We start from the raw sequence: 21,475 nt of genomic DNA, 5'->3' as shown, positions 1-21,475 counted from the left end.
ATTTGGGAAGCCCTGATCTTCCACGAAAGACCGTGATGTTCACGGAGTTTCCCCCAAAAAATAAAAAAGCCCGAATAGCTGGGCGGCGGGGCTCAGGGGACCGTGCACGAAAAAAGGTACGAGAAGCTGGTTCTCGTACCCTTTTTTGGTTATAAGCGGGATGGGGGCCTTATTTGGATTCTTCGTCGGAAACCAGGCTGCGGTATTTTACGCCGGATTTGTTGATGCGGTTGAGTCCGTTGAAGGCGGCGACGCGGTAGGCTTCGCTGTAGGTGGGATAATTCAGGATGTTATCCACAAAATAGCGGACATCAACCTGATTTTTCATGACGGCCTGACCAATGTGGATGATGTCGCAGGCGTTTTCCCCAATGACGTGTACGCCAAGTAATTTTAAGCTGTTACGGTCGATTACGAGCTTCAGCATACCCAGGGTTGTGTTGGATACTGAGGATTTGGTCAGTTCTTTGTAGTAGGCTCTGCCAACGGCGTATTCGAGTCCGCGGGATTTGGCTTCATCTTCGGTGATGCCGATGCTGGACATTTCAGGTATGGTGTAAATGCCGAAGGGGTGGGAGCCGGTTAGCTTGACGTTTTCTACATTGGCCATGTGGCAGCTGGCGATGCGTCCCTGCGTGAAGGAGGCCGAAGCCAGGCCCGGGAAGCCGCAGATATCGCCCGCAGCGTAAATGGAGGGGACAGAGGTCTGATAGTGATCGTTTACAGTGATGTAACCTTCGTCGTCCATTTCCACGCCGAGCTCTTCGAGTCCGATGCCTTTGGTGTTGGGCATGCGGATGCCGAAGTGTACGACCTGCTCGGTTTCCAGTACTTTCAGTTCGTTGTCTTTGAAGCTGCGGTATTTCACTTCCGTGCAGTTGCGCAGCGGGTTTTCGGCGACGCCTTCCACATAAACCTGATTGTGAATGACCATGCGCTGCTGCTCGAGGGAGCGGGCAAATTCGGCCTTGATTTCAGAATCGAGGAAGGGAAGGTAGCTCTCGCGGGAGCTGAGGAGGTTTACTTTGGTGCCAAGCGCGGAAAAAATGGTGGCGTACTCGATGGCGTTGACGCCGCCCCCGATAATGACAAGGCGCTTGGGAACGTGCGTCATGTTGACGAGGCTGCGGTTATCGACCACGAGACGGTTATCAACTTCGAAGTTTTTGGGCTTCGTTGCGGAAGAGCCAGTAGCGATAAGGATAAAAGTGGCGCGGTACTTTTTCTTTTTCCCTAAGTGATCGTTTACTTCAACCGTGTGCGGATCGAGGATATAGCCCATGCCGCGGGCCGTGTGCACTTCGTTTTTAATGAGGTTCCGCTTTACTTCGCTGTTTTCGTACTTGACCACCTGATCCTTAAAGCGCAGGAGGTCGGCCATTTTGTAGCGGTGGTATTTACTGTTGGTGTTGTCGCTGCCAAAAAGCTGGTTGTACTTGTAGATGGAAGCGGCGGCTTCCCGCAAGGCTTTGCTGGGCACCGTACCGGCGTTAATCCAGGCACCGCCGAGATGTTTGGCGTCAGCTTCAACAAGTAGCACTTTTTTGCCAAATTTTGTGGATTGCATAGCTGCTGAAAAGCCGGCGGGTCCGCTTCCCAGAATAATCAGGTCATAATCGTATTTCATAAAAGTAGGTTAAGTTCGTCTGTTGCAATACAGCTCAGGCTGCAAATTCCCAATCTGCTATTTTTATATAATTGCTTAAGATACAAAAGCATAAGCGTTTTTTCCTGCATTATAGCTGCTCCGGGGTGAATTAAATCAGCACGGCTACTGTTAAATGGACACATAAACAAAGGCTAAGTTATTGTGGTACTGTTAAGTAGCGGTACCGGCAACAATAGCTAAGCATGTTGTTCTGACGTTTTCGGACTTCAGAAAAAACAGCATAAAATCATTCAGGCTTTTCAGAAAAGCTTTTTTTATTGTTTTTATTCACACTCAAAAAGAAAGGAAAACTATTATGGCTTTCACACTCCCGGAACTTCCCTATGCGTATGATGCTCTTGAGCCGCACATCGATGCCAAAACCATGGAAATCCACCATACCAAGCACCATAACGCTTACATCACCAAAGCCAATGATGCTTTAGCCGGCACCGATCTGGCTGATGCTTCTGTGGAAGAAGTACTGACCAGTCTCGACAAGCTTCCGGCTGACAAAAAGCAAGGTGTCATCAACAATGCCGGCGGACACGCCAACCATACGCTGTTTTGGAGCGTGCTTTCGCCAAATGGCGGCGGCAACCCAACAGGCGAGCTTGCCGGTGCGATTGACAGCACATTCGGCAGCTTCGACGCTTTCAAAGAAGCATTCGCCAATGCGGCAGCTACCCGTTTCGGATCAGGCTGGGCATGGCTCGTTGTGGATGGTGAAGGCAAGCTTCACGTAACGTCCACAGCCAATCAGGATTCCCCGGTGATGAGCGGACACACCCCGATTTTGGGTCTCGACGTTTGGGAGCATGCGTATTATCTGAACTACCAGAACCGTCGTCCCGACTACATTTCCGCTTTCTGGAGCGTTGTAAGCTGGGATAAGGTAAACGAGCTTTATCTTGCCGCTAAATAAATAGCACCTGAGTTAAGGCAACGTGCAAGACGTAAAATTAAAAGGCCGGATTTCCGCAACAGTGGAAATCCGGCCTTTATTTTTTTAGGATGCGGCATGTGGCTATGCAGTACCTGAAACAGCCCGCACGAACCCGGGGGATGTTATTCTTCCCTGCTCAGCGTAACCCGCACACGTTCCTGGAAAATGTAGCTGAGCTGTGCGTACAGCCGGGGGTTGGATACACTGAGCTGCTGCCGGGTACGGGTTGAGCGTCCGGTCGGGTCGCGGCGGTCTGCTGTTTCGACCGTTTCAAAGGTGGGATTTTCGCCGGTAATTTCTTCGTAGCTCATCGGTTCAATTTCAAAATCGATATAAAACCGTCCGTTGTTGTCGGGTGTGATGGCGAAAAAATCACCTGAACCATCATCAATAGGAATACGGACTTCAATCGACATCACCCGGCTGCTGCCGCTGGCCCCGGTCAGAATTCCGTTTGCTTCGAGCCGTTCACGCGAAACCAGAGACGGGCGAATGCGGTCGCGTCTTTCGGTTCTGCGAATGACCTGCACACGCTCCCCAAGCTGCTGTTCCGCCTGCTGTACGAGCCGCTGATTATCGGGCATATTTTGCCAGCCGGGATTCTCCAGGTAGTTCTGCCGTGCCCCGGGATAATCACCCAGCGACTCGACAATACCTGTGGGAAATACAATTCCGAACGAGCGTCTGAGCTGATTGCCGTTGTCGAAAAACATCCGAAAACCGTGATCGCGCGCCATCTGCCAGGTGCGGTTGTTCCGGAAATTCACGCCTATGTACACATAGCGGTCGTCGTTGGCAATGGCCACATCGAAATCATCGATTAAGGTGGATCTGAGTGCAGAAGACGGCCAGTCGTCAAAATCGCCATCAATGGAAATAGGCTGCTGTACCGACAGGCTGCTGACGTTTTTGGATCCGGAACATCCAAACGTAAGAAGGGCCGTCAGCACAAATAAAGCGGCTGCGGACAGGGGGCGGGCAAAAAAGTGTAGGATCATTTCGGGCTCAGAAATTCAGAAACAGGATGGAGCTACAGCGGGGTATTGGCACGTAATGTAGCGGAAAAGTGTTATATTCGCCCATAAGATAAGACTGCCGTTTCTAACACAAAACATTGATTTCTTAGCCATTCCCGGCAGTTACATGCGAGCAGGCATGTTCGTTATTATTTAAATCACTAACCTTAAAATTACAACTATTATGCAATTTGGTTTTGGTATAGGTCCGGACACCACCTGGATGCGCGATGAGCTTACCGAGCTCGGTGTAAAAGAAGCGACTACCCCCGCAGAAGTGGATGAAATGATGGCGGGTACCAAAGAAGGTACCATGCTGCTGGTCATCAACTCTGTATGCGGTTGCGCGGCCGGAAATGCTCGTCCGGCTGTTAAAATTGCCATGGAAAACGAGAAAAAGCCCACCCATCTCTACACCGTATTTGCCGGTCAGGATAAAGAAGCAACAGCCCGTGCCCGCGAGTACTTTGCAGAATACCCGCCTTCATCCCCAAGCTTTGCCTTCTTCAAAGACGGCGAAATCAAAGCCATGATTCCGCGCCATCGCGTAGAAGGCCGCAGCGCTCAGGAAGTAGCCGGCGACCTCAAGATGGTCTTCGACGCGTTCTGCGAATAAGCCCGGTCGTATTGTTTTAAACAGCAAAAGCCTTTCGGTTCAGACTGAAAGGCTTTTGTCGTTTAACCCGCATTATTCACCAAGAAATTTTCTTGCTGGCAAGGCGAAGATGAAAACTCAGCGGGAGGGTACCCAAGTACCCTGAGCATGAGTTTTCATCTTCAACGCCGCCAGCGGGGAAATTTCGCCGTCTTTAAAGCACACCCAAATTTGGGCTACTGCTTTTTTCCACTAAGTCAAAATTAAACTTACATTTAGCAAATAAATTCTGTTTAATTGTGAATAATGCGGGTTAAGGGTGTTTTCAAAAAGGGTAAGCCTGACACCGGCTGTATTGCCATTTCACAGCTGTTTTATTTTTTGGGTAGAACTCCGTGAACATCAAGGTCTTGGGGAGAAGATCAGAAACCCCAAATCAAAGACAGGTCCCTTGCTTTTTTGGGGCAGTTTTCAGCTTGGGTTGCAGTCCGCATTACCCGTCTGATCTTCCGAAGTGCGGTAACATCTGCTCAGGTAAAAGCCGCGGGCTGATCAAAACAGGAATTGCAGCGTTTCGGCTATCCGGCCCTTCCGCCGCCACCGCCGCCCGCTGCACCACCTACGGCGCCGGCCCCGGTACTTGAGCTGATACTCGAAGTAGTGGCCATGACCGTGCTGTGAATGACGCCCGAAAACACCGACGCATTCGGGAAATGACCGGGCATAAAAATCATCCAGCTCAGGTCGTCGGGCTGCGGGTCGATCCGGCTGATGAGCCCGTCCATCTTCTTTTTGCCCAGCCCGAACACAATCCCATACACAATATGAACGCCTTTGAGTTCAGGTCTCAGGTCAACCCGCCCCGCTTTCAGGGCTTCACGATAGGCCTTCCAGCGCCGGTAAACCCGTTCGCCTTCCTCCGTGCGCACATTGAGCGCGAGGGTAAGCAGTGCGCCCAGAAGCGAGCTGATCAGCAGGGCAACACCACTCACCGCACTCACTTCACTCGTGTAAATAATCAGGAAAAAAGAAAAAAGCAGGAGCATGACCTGCACCATCAGATTGATCACCATCGGCTTCGTATTGTCCACGGTCCATGCATGGCTTCGCGCCTCTGCGCCGATGGCTTCAAACCACTTGTTCCACCATTTTAAAAAGGCGCTTTGTTGTTGAGACTCTTTGGCGCCAAATTTAAAAAGCTCGTCCAAACGTTTTGTTTTGCCGTTCAGCCGTTCTTCCAGAAGCTCCACAAGCTGTCTTTCCCAGTCCCGTAACGCGGAAGTATCTGACTTGTTGGTACGGCTGAGCACATAAACCGGCGTCTCTTTCTTCTTAAACATACCGGTCATTTCCGTCTCCTGAGAAATCCGGAAATAGCCTTTGCGGGACAGATCAAATATGGTGCTCACAAACCGGCTGTTGTGATCGCTGTAGAGGTTGCGGAACATCCAGCCGGCAAGGGCAGGGGGCAGATCAGAAGGCGGGGCTTCCAGCAGGTCAGGGAAGTGCTCGGCCAACTGCGGACGCTTCCTGTACCGCAGCACCAGCAGCATGGCTACCCCCAGGGCAACAACAGAGAGCAGCCAGCCAAGCGGAATCAGAAAAGCAATGCGCTGCGCTTTGCGCGCGGCTTCCGCCTCACGTTCCTGCATGATTTCAAACGGGTTGAGCGCTATTTCAGAAGGTACCGTGCCGCTTACAAGCTGATCCGGAAAAAAAGCGCGTATGCGAAGTGTGCGGTCGCCCCGGTTGCGGTCGGCTGTGAAAAGCACCCGATCAGCCAGTACCTCGAGCGATGGATTAATCGCCCGTGACAGCTGCCAGGCCACGAGTTCATCTTCCGGTAGGGCCTCGGGCAGGCGTATTTCGATTCGGATATTCTGATGCGCCCTTTCCCAGTCTGAGCCGAGATAGGTCCAGATAAACTCAGCCCACTCACCGTCAGAAGCGATGGCGCCTTTAAGCACGTAGCGCAGGGTGAAGGTGCGGCTTTCATCGGTCGCGCTGAAGTTGGTGCGTATGGTCACATCGCGCCGGGATTCGCGAACCGAAAAGGTGCCGGGCTCACCGCTGTCATCTTTTCGAAACAGGCTGCTGCCTTCACTCACCTCAAAATCCCGGATCTCAAGGAATCCCTGCCGCCGGATGTCCTGCTCGAACCAGCTGTAGCTGCCCTCAAATAAAAAAGTCCGCTCCTCCGTGATGGCAACCTCCCCATTGGCACGGATTTCGGCCAGAATGGAGATGCCGGTGATTTCGTAATCTTTGGCGTGTAGGGAGCCGCCGACCGGCAGGCCCGCAATCAGGAAAATGCTGCAAAGGAGTACATAAAAAATAGGTGCCTGCTTAAACATAAACATCAGAATAATTTGGTGAACTGAAACACAAGTGCGGCAGTACGACACATAAATGATAATGTTAGGTTGAATGATGACCAATACCTTACAAGGTAGCACATGTTAAGCTATGAATAAACAAGGCCTATGCCCAATATCTTTGGCGTACGGATGGAAAACACAAGGATTGATGGGCACAGCCTAACCTGATGATGAGCTGCGCTTATACCAAAAACCGGAAGGGCCAAACTGAATTCGATAGATTTTCTCACGCTTGGTCACCGGCTCAATGAACAGTCAGCTAATCTTTCAGGAAAAAAGGCAAATAGCGCAGCATATCAGAATCTGTAGTACACAGACCTGAATTCAGGATTTTTTAAGCTGTTGTTATTTTTATTCTTGGCGGCATTAATCTGTAAAACTGCTTCAAAAGAGTGATATCGGAAGCTGGTTGGTTTCAGGTATGAAATGTGTGCGCTGTTTTAATGCGATTATTTCAATATACTTGTAGAGAAGAGACTCTGATTCAACTAAGCTTACCTCCCAAAATGCTGTTTCCCTTACCGGCTTTGCTCCTGCGGGCTGTATGTGCCGGAATTCCGCTGCTTCTGTTTATAATGCCGCTTCATTTTGCCCATGCGCAGGTGCTAATCAATGAATTTCAGGCTTCCAACCAAACAACCATTGCTGATGAAGACGGCGATTTCGAAGACTGGATCGAGCTGTTCAATGCAGGCGCGGAAGCGGTAAACCTCAGCGGCTACGGTCTCACCGACGACCCCGAGCGTCCCTATCGCTGGATTTTCCCACCGGTCAGCATTGCGCCCGGTCAGCATTTGCTGGTCTGGGCGTCCGGCAAGGACCGCCGCCTGGCTTTCGGTGAGCTTCATACCAATTTCAGCATTTCTTCCTCCGGGGAGCCGCTTCAGCTCACCGCGCCGGATGGCAGCATTGCCGACTTTCTCCCCGCGGTCGCCCTGCCCGGAGATTTCTCCTACGGCCGCTTCCCCGACGGCTCTGATGATTTCTTTTTTTATGATGAGCCCAGCCCTGCGGCACCCAACGAAGCCAACGGCTGGCTCGGCATTCTCCCCCCGCCCGCATTATCGCACGCATCGGGTTTCTACCCCGCCGACTTCCAGTTGACCGTGACCTCCGCCTCCGGCGACCCCATCCGCTTTACAACCGACGGCAGTCTCCCGGACGCTGACTCCCCGTTTTTCGATGCTTCAGGCATTACCGTAACTGACCGCACGAGCGAGGGCGCGGTCATCTCCCTCATCCCCACAGCCGGAAGCTGGCAGCCGCCGCTGGGTGAAGTGCCGCGCGCCTTCACGGTCACGGCCCGGACTTTCCGCGAGGGCTGGTTCCCGAGCGAGCCGGTCACGGCGACCTATTTCGTCACCAATCAGGGACGCTTCTCACATGAGTTGCCGGTGCTCAGCATCGTGACGCCGCCCGAAAACCTGTTCGACCCCGACATCGGCATTTACGTGTTCGGCAATGCACCCAACGGCAATTTCTGGGAGCGCGGGGAAGCATGGGAGCGGCCCGCGGTCTTCACGTTCTTCGAAACCGGCGGCGAGCCGGTTTGGGAAGGCGGCACCGGCGTCCGGATTCACGGGGGCACCTCCCGGCGGCTGCCGCAAAAATCGCTGCGGCTGTACTGGCGCAACCGCTACGGCGAAGACGCCCTCCGCTACCCCATTTTCGGGGATTACCCCGTGCAGGAATTCCGCCGCCTCATCCTGCGCATGGCCGGTCAGGACGACATCTACACGTTCCTCCGCGACCCCATCATGCAGCGCATCGCAGAAGGGCTGCCGATGGATTTTCAGGCGTTCCGGCCCGCGGTGCTCTACATCAACGGCGAATACTGGGGCATTCACAACATCCGGGAGCGCTACGACCGGCACTACATCGGCAGCCATCATCCTGTTGTTCCGGAAAATCTCGATCTCCTCAATCACACCAATCTCGAAATTGTTGAAGGCGACCGGCAGCACTACGAGTCCATGCTGGCGTTCATCAGTCAGAACGGGCTGACCGATGACGCCAACTTTGCTTGGCTCGAAACACAGATGGATGTGGACAGCTTCACCGATTTCAAAATTGCGGAAGCCTTTTTTTACCGCTGGGATATCGGCAACATCCGGCACTGGCGCGAGCGCATTCCCGGCAGCCGATGGCGCTGGATGATGCTCGATCTCGACACCGGCTTCGGCGGCTTCTGGAGCTTCGATGAGCCCTGGACCTTCAACATGCTCGACTACCTCACCGAACCCAACGGCCCCTGGACGGGCTTTCAGGGGCACAATCAGAACCGTCCGGCGGCGACCTTCCTGCTGCGCAAAATGCTCGAAAACGAAGCGTACCGCCAACACTTCATCACCCGCTTCGCCGACCTCCTCAACTCCTGGTTCGTCCCCGAGCGCGCGCATGAAATCATTGACGAATTCGCGGCCCTGATTGACGCCGAAATCCCGGCGCAGGTCAGCCGCTGGCGCCGCATTCAGAGCTACAGCTTCTGGCAGCAGCAGCTCGAGGTGATGCACACCTTCGCGGACTTACGGCCCGAATTCCAGTTTCAGCAGCTGCTTGAATTTGCCGGACTCGGGGAAACCTACACCCTCAGCGTGGAGCTTGCGCAGCCCGGCAGCGGCAGCGTGGGCGTCAACACCCTCACCGTGAACGGCAATTTGCCGGGAACCAGCGCAGAGGTGTTCCCGTGGAGCGGACGCTATCCCGCGGGACTGCCCCTGACCCTCATCGCCAAACCTTTCGGTGGCTTCGCCTTCAGTCACTGGGAAGTGAACGGGGGTGTCTTCACGCATCCCGAACTCCCCCTCACGCCCGAAACCGATCTGCTGGTGCGCGCGGTTTATGCACCCGGCGGAGATGATGATTTTGAGCTCCCGCCTTTTGCCCTTGAGCCGGGTAGTCCCTACGCGTTTTCAGGCTGGGAGGCCGATGCCACGCCCGGCAGCTTTCCCCCGAACATGCAGTTTGTGTTTATGGATGAAGCCGATCCGGCCCTGAACGCGTCCATCGCAGGAACCGTGAGCGGCGCCTACAACCTGGAAAGCCGCACGCGTATCAACGGTTTGGACGGAGATGGGATCGCTTTCCTGAATACGGCCAACGCGGACGGAAATCCGGGTTTTCCGGGCACCCGTTTGGGCGGCGTACTCCTCGCACTCGATACGCGCCAAGCCGAAGCGGTGAACCTCAGTTTTGAAGCCGGAACCCTACTGCCCAACTCCCGCGAATACGCCTGGCGCCTGCAGTACCGCATCGGCGATGCCGGACCGTTTCAGGATATTATCGGTCCGGATGGCGCCCCCGTAAGCTACCTTCGTTCCGAAGAGAGTGGTCATACCCGTTTTTTTGAAGATATCCCGCTACCGGCTGAAGCGGTTGGCATGCCCTATGTGCAGCTGCTGTGGCGCTATCATTACACCGGTGTGCGGCACGATGAAGCCTCCGGTGCCCGCACCTGGCTGCGGCTCAACACCATAACGGCTGAAACGGCAATCCCATCGCATCTGCCGGAAGAAGAAACCGAACGCATCACCCAAATACAGCTTCACCAAAACTATCCCAACCCGTTCAACCCCGCGACGCATATCGGTTTTTCCCTGCCGGAGTCTGCGGAGGTCTGGCTGGAAGTTTTCAACGTGCAGGGGCAGCGGGTCGCGGTTCTCGCCGACGGGCGCCGGTTTGCGGCGGGTCAGCATCAGCTGCAGTTCAGCGCCGGGGCACTGGCAAGCGGGGTGTACCTGTACCGCCTCCGGGTGAATCCGGGGCAGGGCGCGGCGATGGTGCAAACACGAAAAATGCTGCTATTGCGGTGATGCGTATGCATGGAACCGGGCACAAAACCGACGCCGCTCCAGCCTGCATCCAAACGCCCGGACAATCCCCGAATCGCGAACGAGGCAGCCCCGTAACCGTAGGGGCGCACCCTCGTGGTCGCCCCACGGAATCCGGAATCAATCCCGGAATCACGACCGCGGTTATCCTGCGCGTCCCGTTTTTTTTGAACAGGATTTGTAGGATTTACAGGATGAACAAGATGGAGTGGATGGCACCGGGTTTTATCATGCCCCGAAACTTGTGCCGGCGACCAGCCGCGTAGCGGTGAAATCTTCGTAGAAAAACGTCGTCCCACCCCCATTCCCCGCAAGCGCCGAAGGCGCGCAAATCCGCCATCCCAAAATATTTTGTGTTCTGTAATCAGTTATCAGGCTGATATCAATCACGAACCAACTCCGAAGGAGTGGCATTATTGTAGCAATCGGATGCCGCCCCCCCCATTCCCCGCGAGCGCTGAAGGCGCGAGCGCGGGGCCGGGCGTACAGCCCGTGGCAAACCCAATGCAACCTACATCTCGTGAAATATCCGCAATGCGGCAGGCAAGATGCGCCCATCGGAGACGTAACGCCGCGTTGCACGTCACGCTTCGCATACCAAACAAGCATGGGCATGCACAGGGCGTACCTACGGCACGCTGTTTTTTGATGGCGGCTCGGTTTTCTACCCACAGGCTGCCCCTACAGGGCAGGCTACCGTTTTGGAAATACGCCCTGGCTTGGAACGGCCTGACTTCCGGGCTGTACCTGCATCGAAGATATGTCGCCCTTGCATGGCTTGCTTTCGTGGGTTGCTGCCTGACACAGGGTTGGCATCCTGTGCTGTGGTATGTCGCCCTTTCAGGGCTGGGGCGCTGCGGTTATTCATTTTTTTCGGCACATCCACATTCGCGCAAATCCGCCACCCCAAAATAATTTGTGCTCTGTAATCAGTTATGTAGCTGATATCAATCACGAACCAACTCCGAAGGAGTGGCATTTTTGTAGCAATCGGATGTCGCCCCCCCCCATTCCTCGCGAGCGCCGAAGGCGCGCAGGCGGGGCCGGGCGTCAGCCCGTGACAAACCCGACGTGAGTAGGGACCCAAGGTTTTGCGTCCCTACCGGTTTCGATTTGAACAACAAGGATTCGTGTATTGTCTGGTTTCATCTTGTTTATCCTGTGAATCTTACAAATCCTGTTCAAAAACGTGGGGCGCAGAACAGGCCCGGTCGCGAATATGGGACTGATTCCCTCCTTCGAAGGGCGATCACAAGGGTGCGCCCCGACGGTCCAAAAACCACGGACTTTCCGTTGGGTTTGGGGTTTCAGAGCTACTCCGGTGCCAGTGAGGTGCACGGGATTCCCCCCCCAAAAATAAAGCCCTGAAATGGCGGGGTGCCGGGTCAGGGCTTTATTTCTGTTGCGTTGTTTTTCGGGGCTTCCTCAGCCGAGCTCCTTCGCGCGGCGGGCGGCTTCTTCGACGGCTTTGATGAGGGTGACGCGGATGCCGCCTTCTTCGAGTTTCAGGATGCCGTCGATGGTACAGCCGGCCGGAGTAGTGACCTCATCTTTGAGCATGGCGGGGTGTTTGCCGGTTTCCAGCACCATGGAGGCTGAGCCGAGACAGGCCTGCGCCGCAAGTTCGGTCGCGAGGTTTCGGGGGATGCCGGATTTTACGCCCCCTTCCGCGAGCGCCTCAATCATAATATAGATGAAGGCCGGACCGCTTGCACTTAGGCCTGTGACGGCGTCGAAGAGTTTTTCATCCATAATCTGTGTGCGGCCCGCGGTATTGAACATGGCCTGCGAGAAGCCGAGGTGATGCTCTTCCGCGAGCGCCGAGCCGCAGAGGGCTGTCATACCTTTTCGGATACGCAGCGGGGTGTTGGGCATGGCGCGGATGACCGGGCAGTTGCGTCCGCTCCAGTCCGAGAGCTGTTTGAGGGTTGTGCCCGCCATTACGGAAATCAGGAGCTTGTCGGGCCCAAGTGCCGGGGCGAGTTCGGGCAGCACCTGCCCCGCGAGCTGCGGTTTCACAGCGATCACGCTCACATCGGCCTGTGCTGCGGCCTCCTTGTTGCTCACCCCGCGTACACCATAGGCTTCTTCAAGCTGTTCGATACGTTTGCTGCGGCGGGCGCTGACCAGAATCTGTTCCGGCTTAAAAAAGCGGGCGTCGATCATGGCTTCGATCATCGCCTCGCCAATTTTTCCGGCGCCGATAATGGCAATGGTTTGCGGATTGTAAGATGTACTCATAGCTGAAAAGGAAATTTTGGGGATAATCTGAGCGGCGGCCTGCGGTGCACAGGCAGCTTTGCGCCGCATGTTTAGGGTGAAGATAAATTCGAATATTATACTTAGATTACAAAGTTGTTTTTTAAGCTTCTGTCCGGTACGGTCGCGCTATTGCCGAAGAATTTTCTGTGCCGGATGAAGTGATTTTAACCAGCTATTTGTTTGAAACACAGGGCTTTTTATGTATGCCGCCCAATTATCATTTGATTTAGTTTCTATTCTTTCCGCATGTCCATTAAAATTATTGAGAAAGACGACGTAACCATCCGTTTTGCCGGCGACTCCGGCGACGGGATGCAGCTTACCGGATCGCAGTTCACCAACACAACCGCCCTCGCCGGCAACGACCTGAGCACCCTGCCTGATTTTCCTGCCGAGATTCGTGCGCCGCAGGGTACGGTAGCCGGCGTTTCCGGTTTTCAGATTCATTTCGGCAGCAAGGCCATTCACACCCCCGGCGACAGCTGCGATGTACTTGTGGTGATGAACGCCGCCGCGCTGAAGGCCAACCTCAAATACCTGAAAGCCGGCGGAATCATTATCGCCAATGTAGATGGCTTCGGGAAGCGGGACCTCAGCCTGGCGAAGTACGGTCCGGAAGACAAGCCGCTCGAACAGATTCAGACCTCCGGCTACGGCCTCATTCAGCTTGATGTCACCAAGCTCACCCGTGCGGCGCTTGCTGATACAGGTTTGCCGCCCAAAGATGTTGACCGCTGCAAAAACATGTTTGTGCTCGGCGTTATTTACTGGCTCTTCAGCCGCGAGATTAAGCCTACGGAAAACTTCATCGAAAAGAAATTCAGCCGTAAGCCTGAAATTGCGCAGGCCAACGTGCTGGCTCTGAAAGCCGGTTATGCCTACGGCGGCGCAACGGAGCTCTTCAGCGAGCGCTTTTCGGTACAGGCCGCGCAAATTAAACCGGGCACTTACCGCAACATCACCGGAAATGAAGCAACGGTCATCGGTCTTGCCGCTGCCGCAGATAAATCGGGCTTGCAGCTGTTTTTAGGCACTTACCCCATCACCCCGGCCTCTGAAATCCTGCACGGACTTTCCAAGTTGAAGCATTACAATGTGCGCACCTTTCAGGCCGAAGATGAAATCGCGGCCATCGGTTCGGCCATTGGTGCGAGCTTTGGCGGAAGCCTGGGGGTGACGAGTAGCTCGGGTCCCGGCATTGCGCTCAAAACGGAAGCCCTGACCCTCGCACTCATGCTGGAGCTGCCGCTCGTCGTCATCAACGTGCAGCGCGCGGGACCTTCAACCGGTATGCCGACCAAAACCGAACAGTCTGATTTGCTTCAGGCCGTGTATGGCCGTGCGGGCGAATCGCCGGTCGTTGTGGTCGCACCGGAATCGCCCGGCGACTGTTTTCAGATGATATTCGAAGCCTGCCGGATCGCTGTGGAGCACATGATTCCGGTGATGTTTCTCTCCGATGGCTACATTGCCAACGGTGCTGAACCCTGGCGCTTTCCCCGGGCGGCTGACCTCCCAAAGATAAACGTCAGCTATGCACCGCCCCGCGATGCGGACGATGCGCCTTTCCTGCCCTACAGCCGCGATGAGCGACTGGTGCGTCCCTGGGCCATCCCCGGTACCAAAGGGCTGGAGCACCGCATTGGCGGACTCGAAAAAGAGTACGGTACGGGCAATATTTCCTACGACCCGGACAACCATCACAAAATGACGCACATCCGCGAGCAAAAGCGGAACAACGTCGCAGGCTTCATCCCGGAGCAAACCATCGAAGAAGGTCCCGAAAGCGGAAAGGTGCTGGTTGTGGGATGGGGTTCTACGCACGGCGCTATCAAAGCGGCGGTGAACGAGCTCAACCGGTCGGGCCTTGCCGCAGCACATGCACACCTGCGCTACCTCAGCCCGTTTCCGCGCAACCTTGCCGATCTGTTTGCCCGTTTCGAGACCATTCTGGTGCCCGAAATCAACAATGGTCAGCTCATCAAACTGCTGCGCGATCAGTTCCCGGAGTTCACCTTCCATGGCTTCAATCAGGTGAAGGGCATTCCCCTCACGGTTTCCTCTTTATGTGATGCCATTCAGCGCGCAAGTAAATTTTAACGACCCCAATTTCAGCAATTCAACAAACATGGTACAAAAAGCTGCCTCAACAAACGGAAGTACGCCCGCACTGAAACCTAAAGATTTCGCCTCCGATCAGGATGTGCGCTGGTGCCCCGGCTGCGGAGACTACACCATCCTCAAACAGGTGCAGAATGTGATGCCCGAGTTGGGCGTGCCCCGCGAAAACATCGTATTTGTAGCCGGAATCGGCTGTTCCTCGCGCTTCCCCTACTATATGGATACGTTTGGGATGCACTCCATTCACGGTCGTGCGCCTTCCATCGCCACCGGTCTCAAAGCCAGCCGGCCCGAGCTGAGTGTCTGGGTCATCACCGGCGACGGGGATGCGCTCTCCATCGGCGGAAACCATCTGATTCACGTGCTGCGCCGGAATGTGGACCTGAACATCTTGCTGTTCAACAACGAAATTTATGGTCTGACCAAAGGACAGTATTCGCCGACTTCCCATGAAGGCATGGTCACCAAATCGACGCCAATGGGCTCTCTCGATCATCCGTTCAACCCTGCCGCCCTTGCGATGGGGGCCGATGCCGGATTCTTCGCCCGTGCGATGGACCGCGACCCGAAACACCTCAACGAAATGCTCAGGCGTACGCACGGCCACAAAGGCGCGGCCCTGCTGGAGATTTATCAGAACTGCATTGTGTTCAACGACGGGGCGTTTGAAGTGTACACCGACAAACGGCGTCGCAGCGACACAGCCCTGTATCTGGAGCACGGCAAGCCGCTGGTTTTCGGGAAAGAAGGGGAGAAGGGGATCAGGCTCGAAGGCACGCGTCCGCAGCTGGTACGCCTCGATGATGGACAGTGGAGCGAAAGCGACCTGTGGATTCACGACGAGAAGGACGCCTACAAAGCCTACCTGCTGGCACGCTTCTTCGAAGACAACCGGCACGAAGACCGCCTCCCGCGCCCGTTCGGCGTTTTCCTGGACAACGAGCGTCCCGCTTATGATGAGCTCTTCAATCAACAGGCCGATCAGGCGCTTGCCCAAAAAGGCAAAGGAGACTTGGACGCCCTGCTTGCCGGGGATGAAACCTGGGTGGTGAAGTAAAACCGAGTTCCTCATTTCTGCACTGCAATAAAAAAGCCGCCCCGTTTTGCGAAAAGGAAAACGGGGCGGCTTTGTATTTGGGATGCGTTTACTGATAGTTGGAGCGCACTAATCCGGGAGAGTGTGATTAACAGATGATTGGTTTTAACGATGGATAATACCTCCGGAGTCGGTTCGGACAGAGCATTCAGGTTGAGGCAGATAGTTATCAGAATCAGAGCTGCGTTCGGTAATGCTTTTGGACTTCTAAAAAATCCATTGCTACGCTTTTTTAATAGCATTAAGTGCTTCAATTTCGGAATACTTTCAAATGGAGCGCATGCCAAAAACGAAATATTGAATTTGGCAGGATGGATGGTGCAAATGACGGTTTGGCGTTTGTGCTGCCGGGTACCCAACTAAAACGCTCTGCAAGAAACTTGGGCAGGTCAACAGGAAAAACATGGCTAATAAAGTGGAAAAACAAGAGATACCGCAACTCTTAAAATTTTTATTGCCAGCCTTGGGCGGTAAAATCCGATTGAAACGCTGGCTATGGCTGCAAACGACCCTTATCAGGGTTCATTAACATTTTCAAGAAGCCGTTCAATCAATTCTTTCGAAATACGAAAATTTGTTTGCTGGATTTTATCTATGAAAGGTTTGACATTCTGAATATGCCCTCTGTTTTTGGCTGCAATCAGCACACCAAGTGAACCGGTAACAGAAATACCCATTTCTTTAGCTACTTTCCTGCCTTTGATTTCATCAATGATCAAAAGAGAATTATCATGCTCTGAAGCCAATGCTATAGCTGAGGCTTCTCCTTTGTCCAAATTGCTTATTAATCCTTTCTGTAAATCTGTATTTGGCTCAACAATCTCAATCCAATCCGGAATCGATTGATTGAATTCTTTTTGAACCGTCTTTGTGATTTGAAGTTTGCCGAAAACCTTTTTCAGAAGATCAAACTCTCCGATTTTGTAGAATAAAATGAGACAACTCGTATCAGATACTATAACGTTGGGCATTGTCTATATCTTCGTCAAGTTCATCCGCAGGATAGTTGATCAATGGTACATTGTAATCAGCAAGCAATTCCATGAAAGTCTCTTTCGGATAGCCGGCAAGTTCAGCAGCTTGCCCGAGTGTAAGTTTCCCTCTTTCATATAATTTTGACGCCAATGACATTTTTGCCTCTTTGTCATCGATATCTGCGGTATTCGGTATGTTTATTGTTAGCGTCTTCATTTTTGAAATGTAATGAATTTTTTTATTTAACGATAATCAACTCCTCATGGTCTTTAAAGGGGGGGGGGAGTAGTGAATTAAAATAAGCACCATAACGCCCCGGCGCATAACGGGCGCGGAGATGATGGGTAAATAAACGATTGAAATGTCAAAACAAGCAACCTTGGAAACCAACGGCACGTCCGCTTCCCCTGTAAATGCGCTTGTTAGTGCACATTACAAAGGCATGATACCCATCGAAGCTACTTCAAAGTTATTCGAGTAAATAGATTTAAATTCATCCTTTGGATTGTATTTAAATGATGAAACGAACCTATAAACACCCACTTCATCAATTATAAAGTTAATACTGATGGATTCCGAAATAGAGGTTTCTGGTAATATCATGCCGTTACAAGGCCCATACTGACCATCAATTACTACCCAATTCTCTGATTCTAATTTTTCAATTTCATAAGTAATTCCGCCACAATAGGGCATTATAAATTCCTTTGAATGACTTATAGTCACTGTGACTTCCTGACCGGTAATGACAGGAGATGGTTCGATTTTAATTTCTGGAGAGCTCGTGCTATCAGAACTCAAAATTTGGCAACCACTCATGAAAACAAATACGATGCTGAAAACTAAAATTATCTTTTTCATAGCTGTTGAGTTTAATGTGCAATAACGGCCCACGGTTTGTGCTGCCGGGCGATCAACGTTGAAGTTCAACAAGAGCCGAACCGGTCAGCACGAAACCGTTGTTATACCTCGGGTGTCTCTTGCAACTCTAATTTTAACGTTTTCCCAAAAGCACGAGCGTATTTTTCCAAAGTTGACAACCGTATATCCTCTGCGTGATTCTCAATTCTGGAAATCGCTGATTTTTTGGTATTAAGTTTTTTTGCAACCTCTTCCTGAGTTAAACCGGCATCTTCACGGGCCAGTTTTAACATTACGCCTATCCTGAATTGTTGATAACCAGTCTCATAATCTACAGCAAAGTCAGGATCTGATTGCTTTCGTTTACGGATGTATGCTTGTAAATCACTCATGTTGATTCTCCTTTTCTAAACAGATAATCGGATTTTCGGTTTTCTGCAATTTCGATTTCATTTTTAGGCGTTTTATGTGATTTTTTCACAAAACCATTAGTAAGAACTACAAATTTTCCATAGTCCATAAAACCAAGAAGTCTGAAAATATTTGATCCGGATTGAACCCGAACTTCCCAGATACCGGAAGTGCCAGCTAACTTTTTGAAATACTCCCTGGGAACCCGATTCGTATTCTCAATCAAGTTCAAAACCCAGGTAACTTTCTTCACTTGTTTTGAAGTGAGCGAATCCAAAAAATCAGCGACCGGACTTTTACCAGATGGGGTTATATAAAATTTGATTTCACGCACTGTTGCAAGTTAACAATAATGTGAACTTTATAAAAGCACGGTTTAAAAGAATGCTGTTGAAAGGGGATGAGGTATAACTACTTACCTAAATCCGTGAGCAATTTTCTTTGCCTGATATTCTCCGGTCAATATTACCAATAACCTGAGTTCGATTTTAAATCATGCTTAATTGGTTAGTATGAACGGATTCATACTTTATGGCGGGCTTTTTGGGAAAGAAGGAATAGGCAGCTAATCCCGACAGCAGGTTAGACAAAAAGTTAGCGAAAGAGCGATGACGGGAATGTTCAATTTGACACATGTTTTTGAGTTCATCATTTATGGTCTCAATAACAGATCTCTTTCGCAACAGGATTTTGTCATTAAGACTCATCAGGCAATTTTTCATATTCTTGCGTATTTGGGTAATCAGATGAATGCCGTCATCAAACAAAATCCTGGACAGTGCCGCTGAGATATAGCCTTTATCTGCATACATTTTTCCTGTAAAAGCTTTGATAAAGTTAGGATTTTTAAGGGGATCACGGTCGTCCATATTTCCCGGACTAATCAGGAAGTTGAGCAATTCTCCCTTATCATTGACAGCCAGATGAAGTTTAAATCCGAAGAAAAATCCTATTGAAGATTTACCCAACTGGCCAATGCCCTTGAAGACTTTATGGTTGGATATACGCTTGTTTTTGCACACACGCAGCGGAGTGGAATCTATGAATGAGATACCGGTGCACTTTCCCATACAGCACTCTTTGACAAATAATGCCAGCGGCAAATTGGCACCAGCCATAAGCTCAACGAAGCGATTATATGAAACGGTCTTGGGGAAAAGATGACACATGTGTACCTTGACATATTGAGTATAGAAGCACTTGATGGTGCGATATCCACTGTGATGAAACAGAATCATAATTGTGATCACCTCGCTGGTAGACAGATTTGGCTTTCGCTTGGGGGTATTTCCAAGCATATGCTTGGCCATTGAGCGATGAAAGCCGATGCAGAAGTTGTCAACCAGGCAGTATATTTCGGTAATTTTATTGTCGGATAATGTCATGACTTATTTTGCTATGTTGTTGTTATTGGTAGACTTAATATAGCAATTTGTTGTGACTTATCCGACATATAAATTGTGCTTTTTCAACAATTTGTCGATCAACTTTAGCCTAATTATTAATCGAACTCAGGTCAATAGCTGTTAGAAATCTGGATCATTTAGCTTGCTGTAGCTCACCAAAGTCGTTCATTACGATCAATTCAATCCCCGTAAGACCTCTTCGAGCACCGTTTTTGCTCTTGTTTTGGCGCTACAATGCATACCAATGCCTCAATGCCTGCATGGGCTTTGTTTCACTTGCTGTTTTGCCGTCTGTTTTCTATCCCAAGCTGTATGCTGTGCTACCCGCGAGGTAAAAGTTTGAGCGCCATGACAGGCGCCGCCCAGCCGTGACCCTCAAAAATGCGGATGATGGTTTTGCGTGCATGTTGAACCAGCCGTCCCGCCATATACATCAGGTTCTGGATGACGGTGCGCAGCCGAAGCCGTTTGCTCCTGGCTTTTCGCCCCGGCACCAGACCTGTTTTTAGCATGCCTTGCCCCGCCAGTCGCAATAAATTAAAGGCTATCATGCTCATATCCAGCACGTGCTGGTTGACCCTGAATTTACCCGAGGGGAGTCGCTCTACATCCATATCTGTCTTGAGTTCACTGTGGTACTGCTCGCTGGTACCCCGCTGCTTGTAGAACTCATGTATCTGCTCCGGGGTCCAGTCCAGGCTCGTCCAATACGCATCGACGGTGATCATAGCCGGAAACATATACTGCCCGTCCGTGCGGGCAAACCGCTTGGTAACCCGGAACACAATCCGGCAAGTCTTCGGATCATCAGGGGTGTCACTATGTCCGGGAATCTGTACTTGCTTTTGTCCGTACCATGCCCGTGCGCCTATATCTACGTACTCGCCATCGGCTCCGCCGTTTTGCTTCACAGCCAGATCCAGCCACTCCTGCGGATCCTGATTGCGTAGGTTGCACTTCACAACAAAATCAGTATCCTTCTGGCGCATAAATAACCTGACATTGACGCCACTATCGTTGCCCGAGTCGGTCACCACAAGCCGCTTGTGGCTGGTCATACGCTCAGCCATATCCATGGTCTGCTTGAACCACGCATCGGTGCCGGGTGTGTTGCTGTGCGCCGAGCCGTTGCGCAGCTCGTTGTTTATCATCAAACCATACGGACCGATGTAGCCAAGCATGGGCGCATAGCCTTCAAACTGTTTGTATGTCCAGTCTACGCCTTCTTTGTGGCTGTTGGAGTTATCCATGGGTGAGACATCACAGTGAATCACCGCCCAGGTCTGCCCGTGCAGATCTTCGGTCAGCAGGTGCGGATGAGCTGCCAGCAGGCGGGTGTTGAACTCACGAAAGACATTATTCAATGACTCCGGGCATTGCTCAAGACGCTGGCGCAGGGTTTCCGGTGAGGGGGTCTTTTTTATTCCCAAGGCAGTGGCAAATACGGGATCGGCACGATATTCAGCTATAGCGTCAAACTGAGGTTTACCGACCGACAACAGCCCAATCATGGCCTTAATGGTATCAAGGGTGGAAATATAATTCTTGTTGCGGGGCAGCGAACAAAGGCCATTGATGTCATTGGCCAGCACGGGATCATCAAGGGCCTGACCAATAAAAGCCAGACCTGCATGAGAGGTAATTGGTGTAGAGGTAAGCTCAAATTGTATTTTTGACATGCTCAAACGATTATATGAGGGTTCACCAGTTGGGTGAAAATACGCAGAATCGCTAAAGCTAGTAATACAAACGTTTTAGGCTATGAATGGGCCGGATTGCTCACGGATTAAGGTACTTATTGAGCAACTGACAATATACACCCCCAAGTAGTATAAGTAAAGAATTATCTACTTATGCGACGTCTGGGTACGTATTAAGTACCCAAAATGGCATTTAATTACTTGTAAGGATTTGGCTATTGCGGAATCGT

General features: G+C 51.8%; 16 protein-coding genes. 5 read left to right on the top strand and 11 right to left on the bottom strand.

Annotated elements, in window-relative coordinates; genetic code table 11:
* Positions 1–169: 169 nt before the first annotated feature.
* Positions 170–1,627 carry a Si-specific NAD(P)(+) transhydrogenase gene (sthA, locus tag CYPRO_RS16225; protein ID WP_114985609.1) on the bottom strand — a complete coding sequence of 486 codons (1,458 nt, stop codon included), beginning with the start codon at positions 1,625–1,627 and terminating at the stop codon, positions 170–172.
* A 337-nt stretch (positions 1,628–1,964) separates the two neighbouring features.
* Between sthA and CYPRO_RS16220 the strand changes: the two genes are divergently transcribed.
* Complete coding sequence (locus CYPRO_RS16220) at positions 1,965–2,573, top strand: superoxide dismutase (RefSeq protein WP_114985608.1); 609 nt, start codon at positions 1,965–1,967, stop codon at positions 2,571–2,573.
* Positions 2,574–2,716: 143 nt separating this feature from the next.
* Here CYPRO_RS16220 and CYPRO_RS16215 read toward each other — a convergent pair whose 3' ends face one another.
* Complete coding sequence (locus CYPRO_RS16215; protein WP_114985607.1) at positions 2,717–3,592, bottom strand: hypothetical protein; 876 nt, start codon at positions 3,590–3,592, stop codon at positions 2,717–2,719.
* Positions 3,593–3,794: 202 nt separating this feature from the next.
* On the opposite strand from CYPRO_RS16215, the gene CYPRO_RS16210 reads away from it, so the two are divergent.
* Complete coding sequence (locus CYPRO_RS16210) at positions 3,795–4,226, top strand: BrxA/BrxB family bacilliredoxin (RefSeq protein ID WP_114985606.1); 432 nt, start codon at positions 3,795–3,797, stop codon at positions 4,224–4,226.
* Positions 4,227–4,783: 557 nt separating this feature from the next.
* Here CYPRO_RS16210 and CYPRO_RS16205 read toward each other — a convergent pair.
* Positions 4,784–6,565 (bottom strand): DUF2207 domain-containing protein, encoded by a 1,782-nt coding sequence (locus CYPRO_RS16205; RefSeq protein ID WP_114985605.1) that lies wholly within the window; start codon positions 6,563–6,565, stop codon positions 4,784–4,786.
* A 524-nt stretch (positions 6,566–7,089) separates the two neighbouring features.
* On the opposite strand from CYPRO_RS16205, the gene CYPRO_RS16200 reads away from it, so the two are divergent.
* Positions 7,090–10,395: a CotH kinase family protein gene (locus CYPRO_RS16200; RefSeq protein WP_164682879.1), complete on the top strand. Its 3,306-nt coding sequence runs from the start codon at positions 7,090–7,092 to the stop codon at positions 10,393–10,395.
* Between the two features lie 1,443 nt (positions 10,396–11,838).
* Here the strand turns inward: CYPRO_RS16200 and proC are convergent.
* Positions 11,839–12,654 carry a pyrroline-5-carboxylate reductase gene (gene proC, locus CYPRO_RS16195; RefSeq protein ID WP_114985846.1) on the bottom strand — a complete coding sequence of 272 codons (816 nt, stop codon included), beginning with the start codon at positions 12,652–12,654 and terminating at the stop codon, positions 11,839–11,841.
* Positions 12,655–12,921: 267 nt separating this feature from the next.
* Here proC and CYPRO_RS16190 point away from each other — a divergent pair, with 267 nt between their 5' ends.
* Both CYPRO_RS16190 and CYPRO_RS16185 read left to right on the top strand, forming a co-directional pair.
* A complete protein-coding gene (locus tag CYPRO_RS16190) occupies positions 12,922–14,775 on the top strand; it encodes a 2-oxoacid:acceptor oxidoreductase subunit alpha (protein WP_114985603.1) in 1,854 nt (617 codons plus the stop codon).
* A 28-nt stretch (positions 14,776–14,803) separates the two neighbouring features.
* Positions 14,804–15,853, top strand: a complete 1,050-nt coding sequence (locus CYPRO_RS16185) for a 2-oxoacid:ferredoxin oxidoreductase subunit beta (RefSeq protein WP_114985602.1) — start codon at positions 14,804–14,806, stop codon at positions 15,851–15,853.
* A gap of 554 nt (positions 15,854–16,407) precedes the next feature.
* Here the strand turns inward: CYPRO_RS16185 and CYPRO_RS16180 are convergent.
* The 7 genes from CYPRO_RS16180 to CYPRO_RS16150 all read right to left on the bottom strand — a co-directional run bounded on the left by CYPRO_RS16180 (position 16,408) and on the right by CYPRO_RS16150 (position 21,224).
* The gene (locus CYPRO_RS16180; protein WP_114985601.1) at positions 16,408–16,863 is read right to left on the bottom strand and encodes a DUF3368 domain-containing protein; all 456 of its coding nucleotides are present in this window, start codon (positions 16,861–16,863) and stop codon (positions 16,408–16,410) included.
* Positions 16,841–17,083, bottom strand: a complete 243-nt coding sequence (locus CYPRO_RS16175) for a UPF0175 family protein (protein ID WP_114985600.1) — start codon at positions 17,081–17,083, stop codon at positions 16,841–16,843. Before CYPRO_RS16175 ends, CYPRO_RS16180 begins: the two co-directional genes overlap by 23 nt.
* A gap of 216 nt (positions 17,084–17,299) precedes the next feature.
* Positions 17,300–17,728 (bottom strand): hypothetical protein, encoded by a 429-nt coding sequence (locus tag CYPRO_RS16170; protein WP_114985599.1) that lies wholly within the window; start codon positions 17,726–17,728, stop codon positions 17,300–17,302.
* Positions 17,729–17,829: 101 nt separating this feature from the next.
* Positions 17,830–18,120 (bottom strand): helix-turn-helix domain-containing protein, encoded by a 291-nt coding sequence (locus tag CYPRO_RS16165; RefSeq protein WP_114985598.1) that lies wholly within the window; start codon positions 18,118–18,120, stop codon positions 17,830–17,832.
* Positions 18,117–18,473: a type II toxin-antitoxin system RelE/ParE family toxin gene (locus CYPRO_RS16160; protein ID WP_114985597.1), complete on the bottom strand. Its 357-nt coding sequence runs from the start codon at positions 18,471–18,473 to the stop codon at positions 18,117–18,119. Before CYPRO_RS16160 ends, CYPRO_RS16165 begins: the two co-directional genes overlap by 4 nt.
* Before the next feature lie 154 nt (positions 18,474–18,627).
* Positions 18,628–19,524: an IS982 family transposase gene (locus CYPRO_RS16155; protein WP_114983194.1), complete on the bottom strand. Its 897-nt coding sequence runs from the start codon at positions 19,522–19,524 to the stop codon at positions 18,628–18,630.
* 341 nt (positions 19,525–19,865) lie between these two features.
* Complete coding sequence (locus CYPRO_RS16150; RefSeq protein ID WP_114983195.1) at positions 19,866–21,224, bottom strand: IS1380 family transposase; 1,359 nt, start codon at positions 21,222–21,224, stop codon at positions 19,866–19,868.
* Positions 21,225–21,475 lie beyond the last annotated feature (251 nt).

The organism is Cyclonatronum proteinivorum (genome assembly GCF_003353065.1).
GTDB lineage: Bacteria > Bacteroidota > Rhodothermia > Balneolales > Cyclonatronaceae > Cyclonatronum > Cyclonatronum proteinivorum.
Note: the sequence above shows the minus strand (reverse complement) of the source record. Positions and strands in the feature narration are given on the sequence as shown.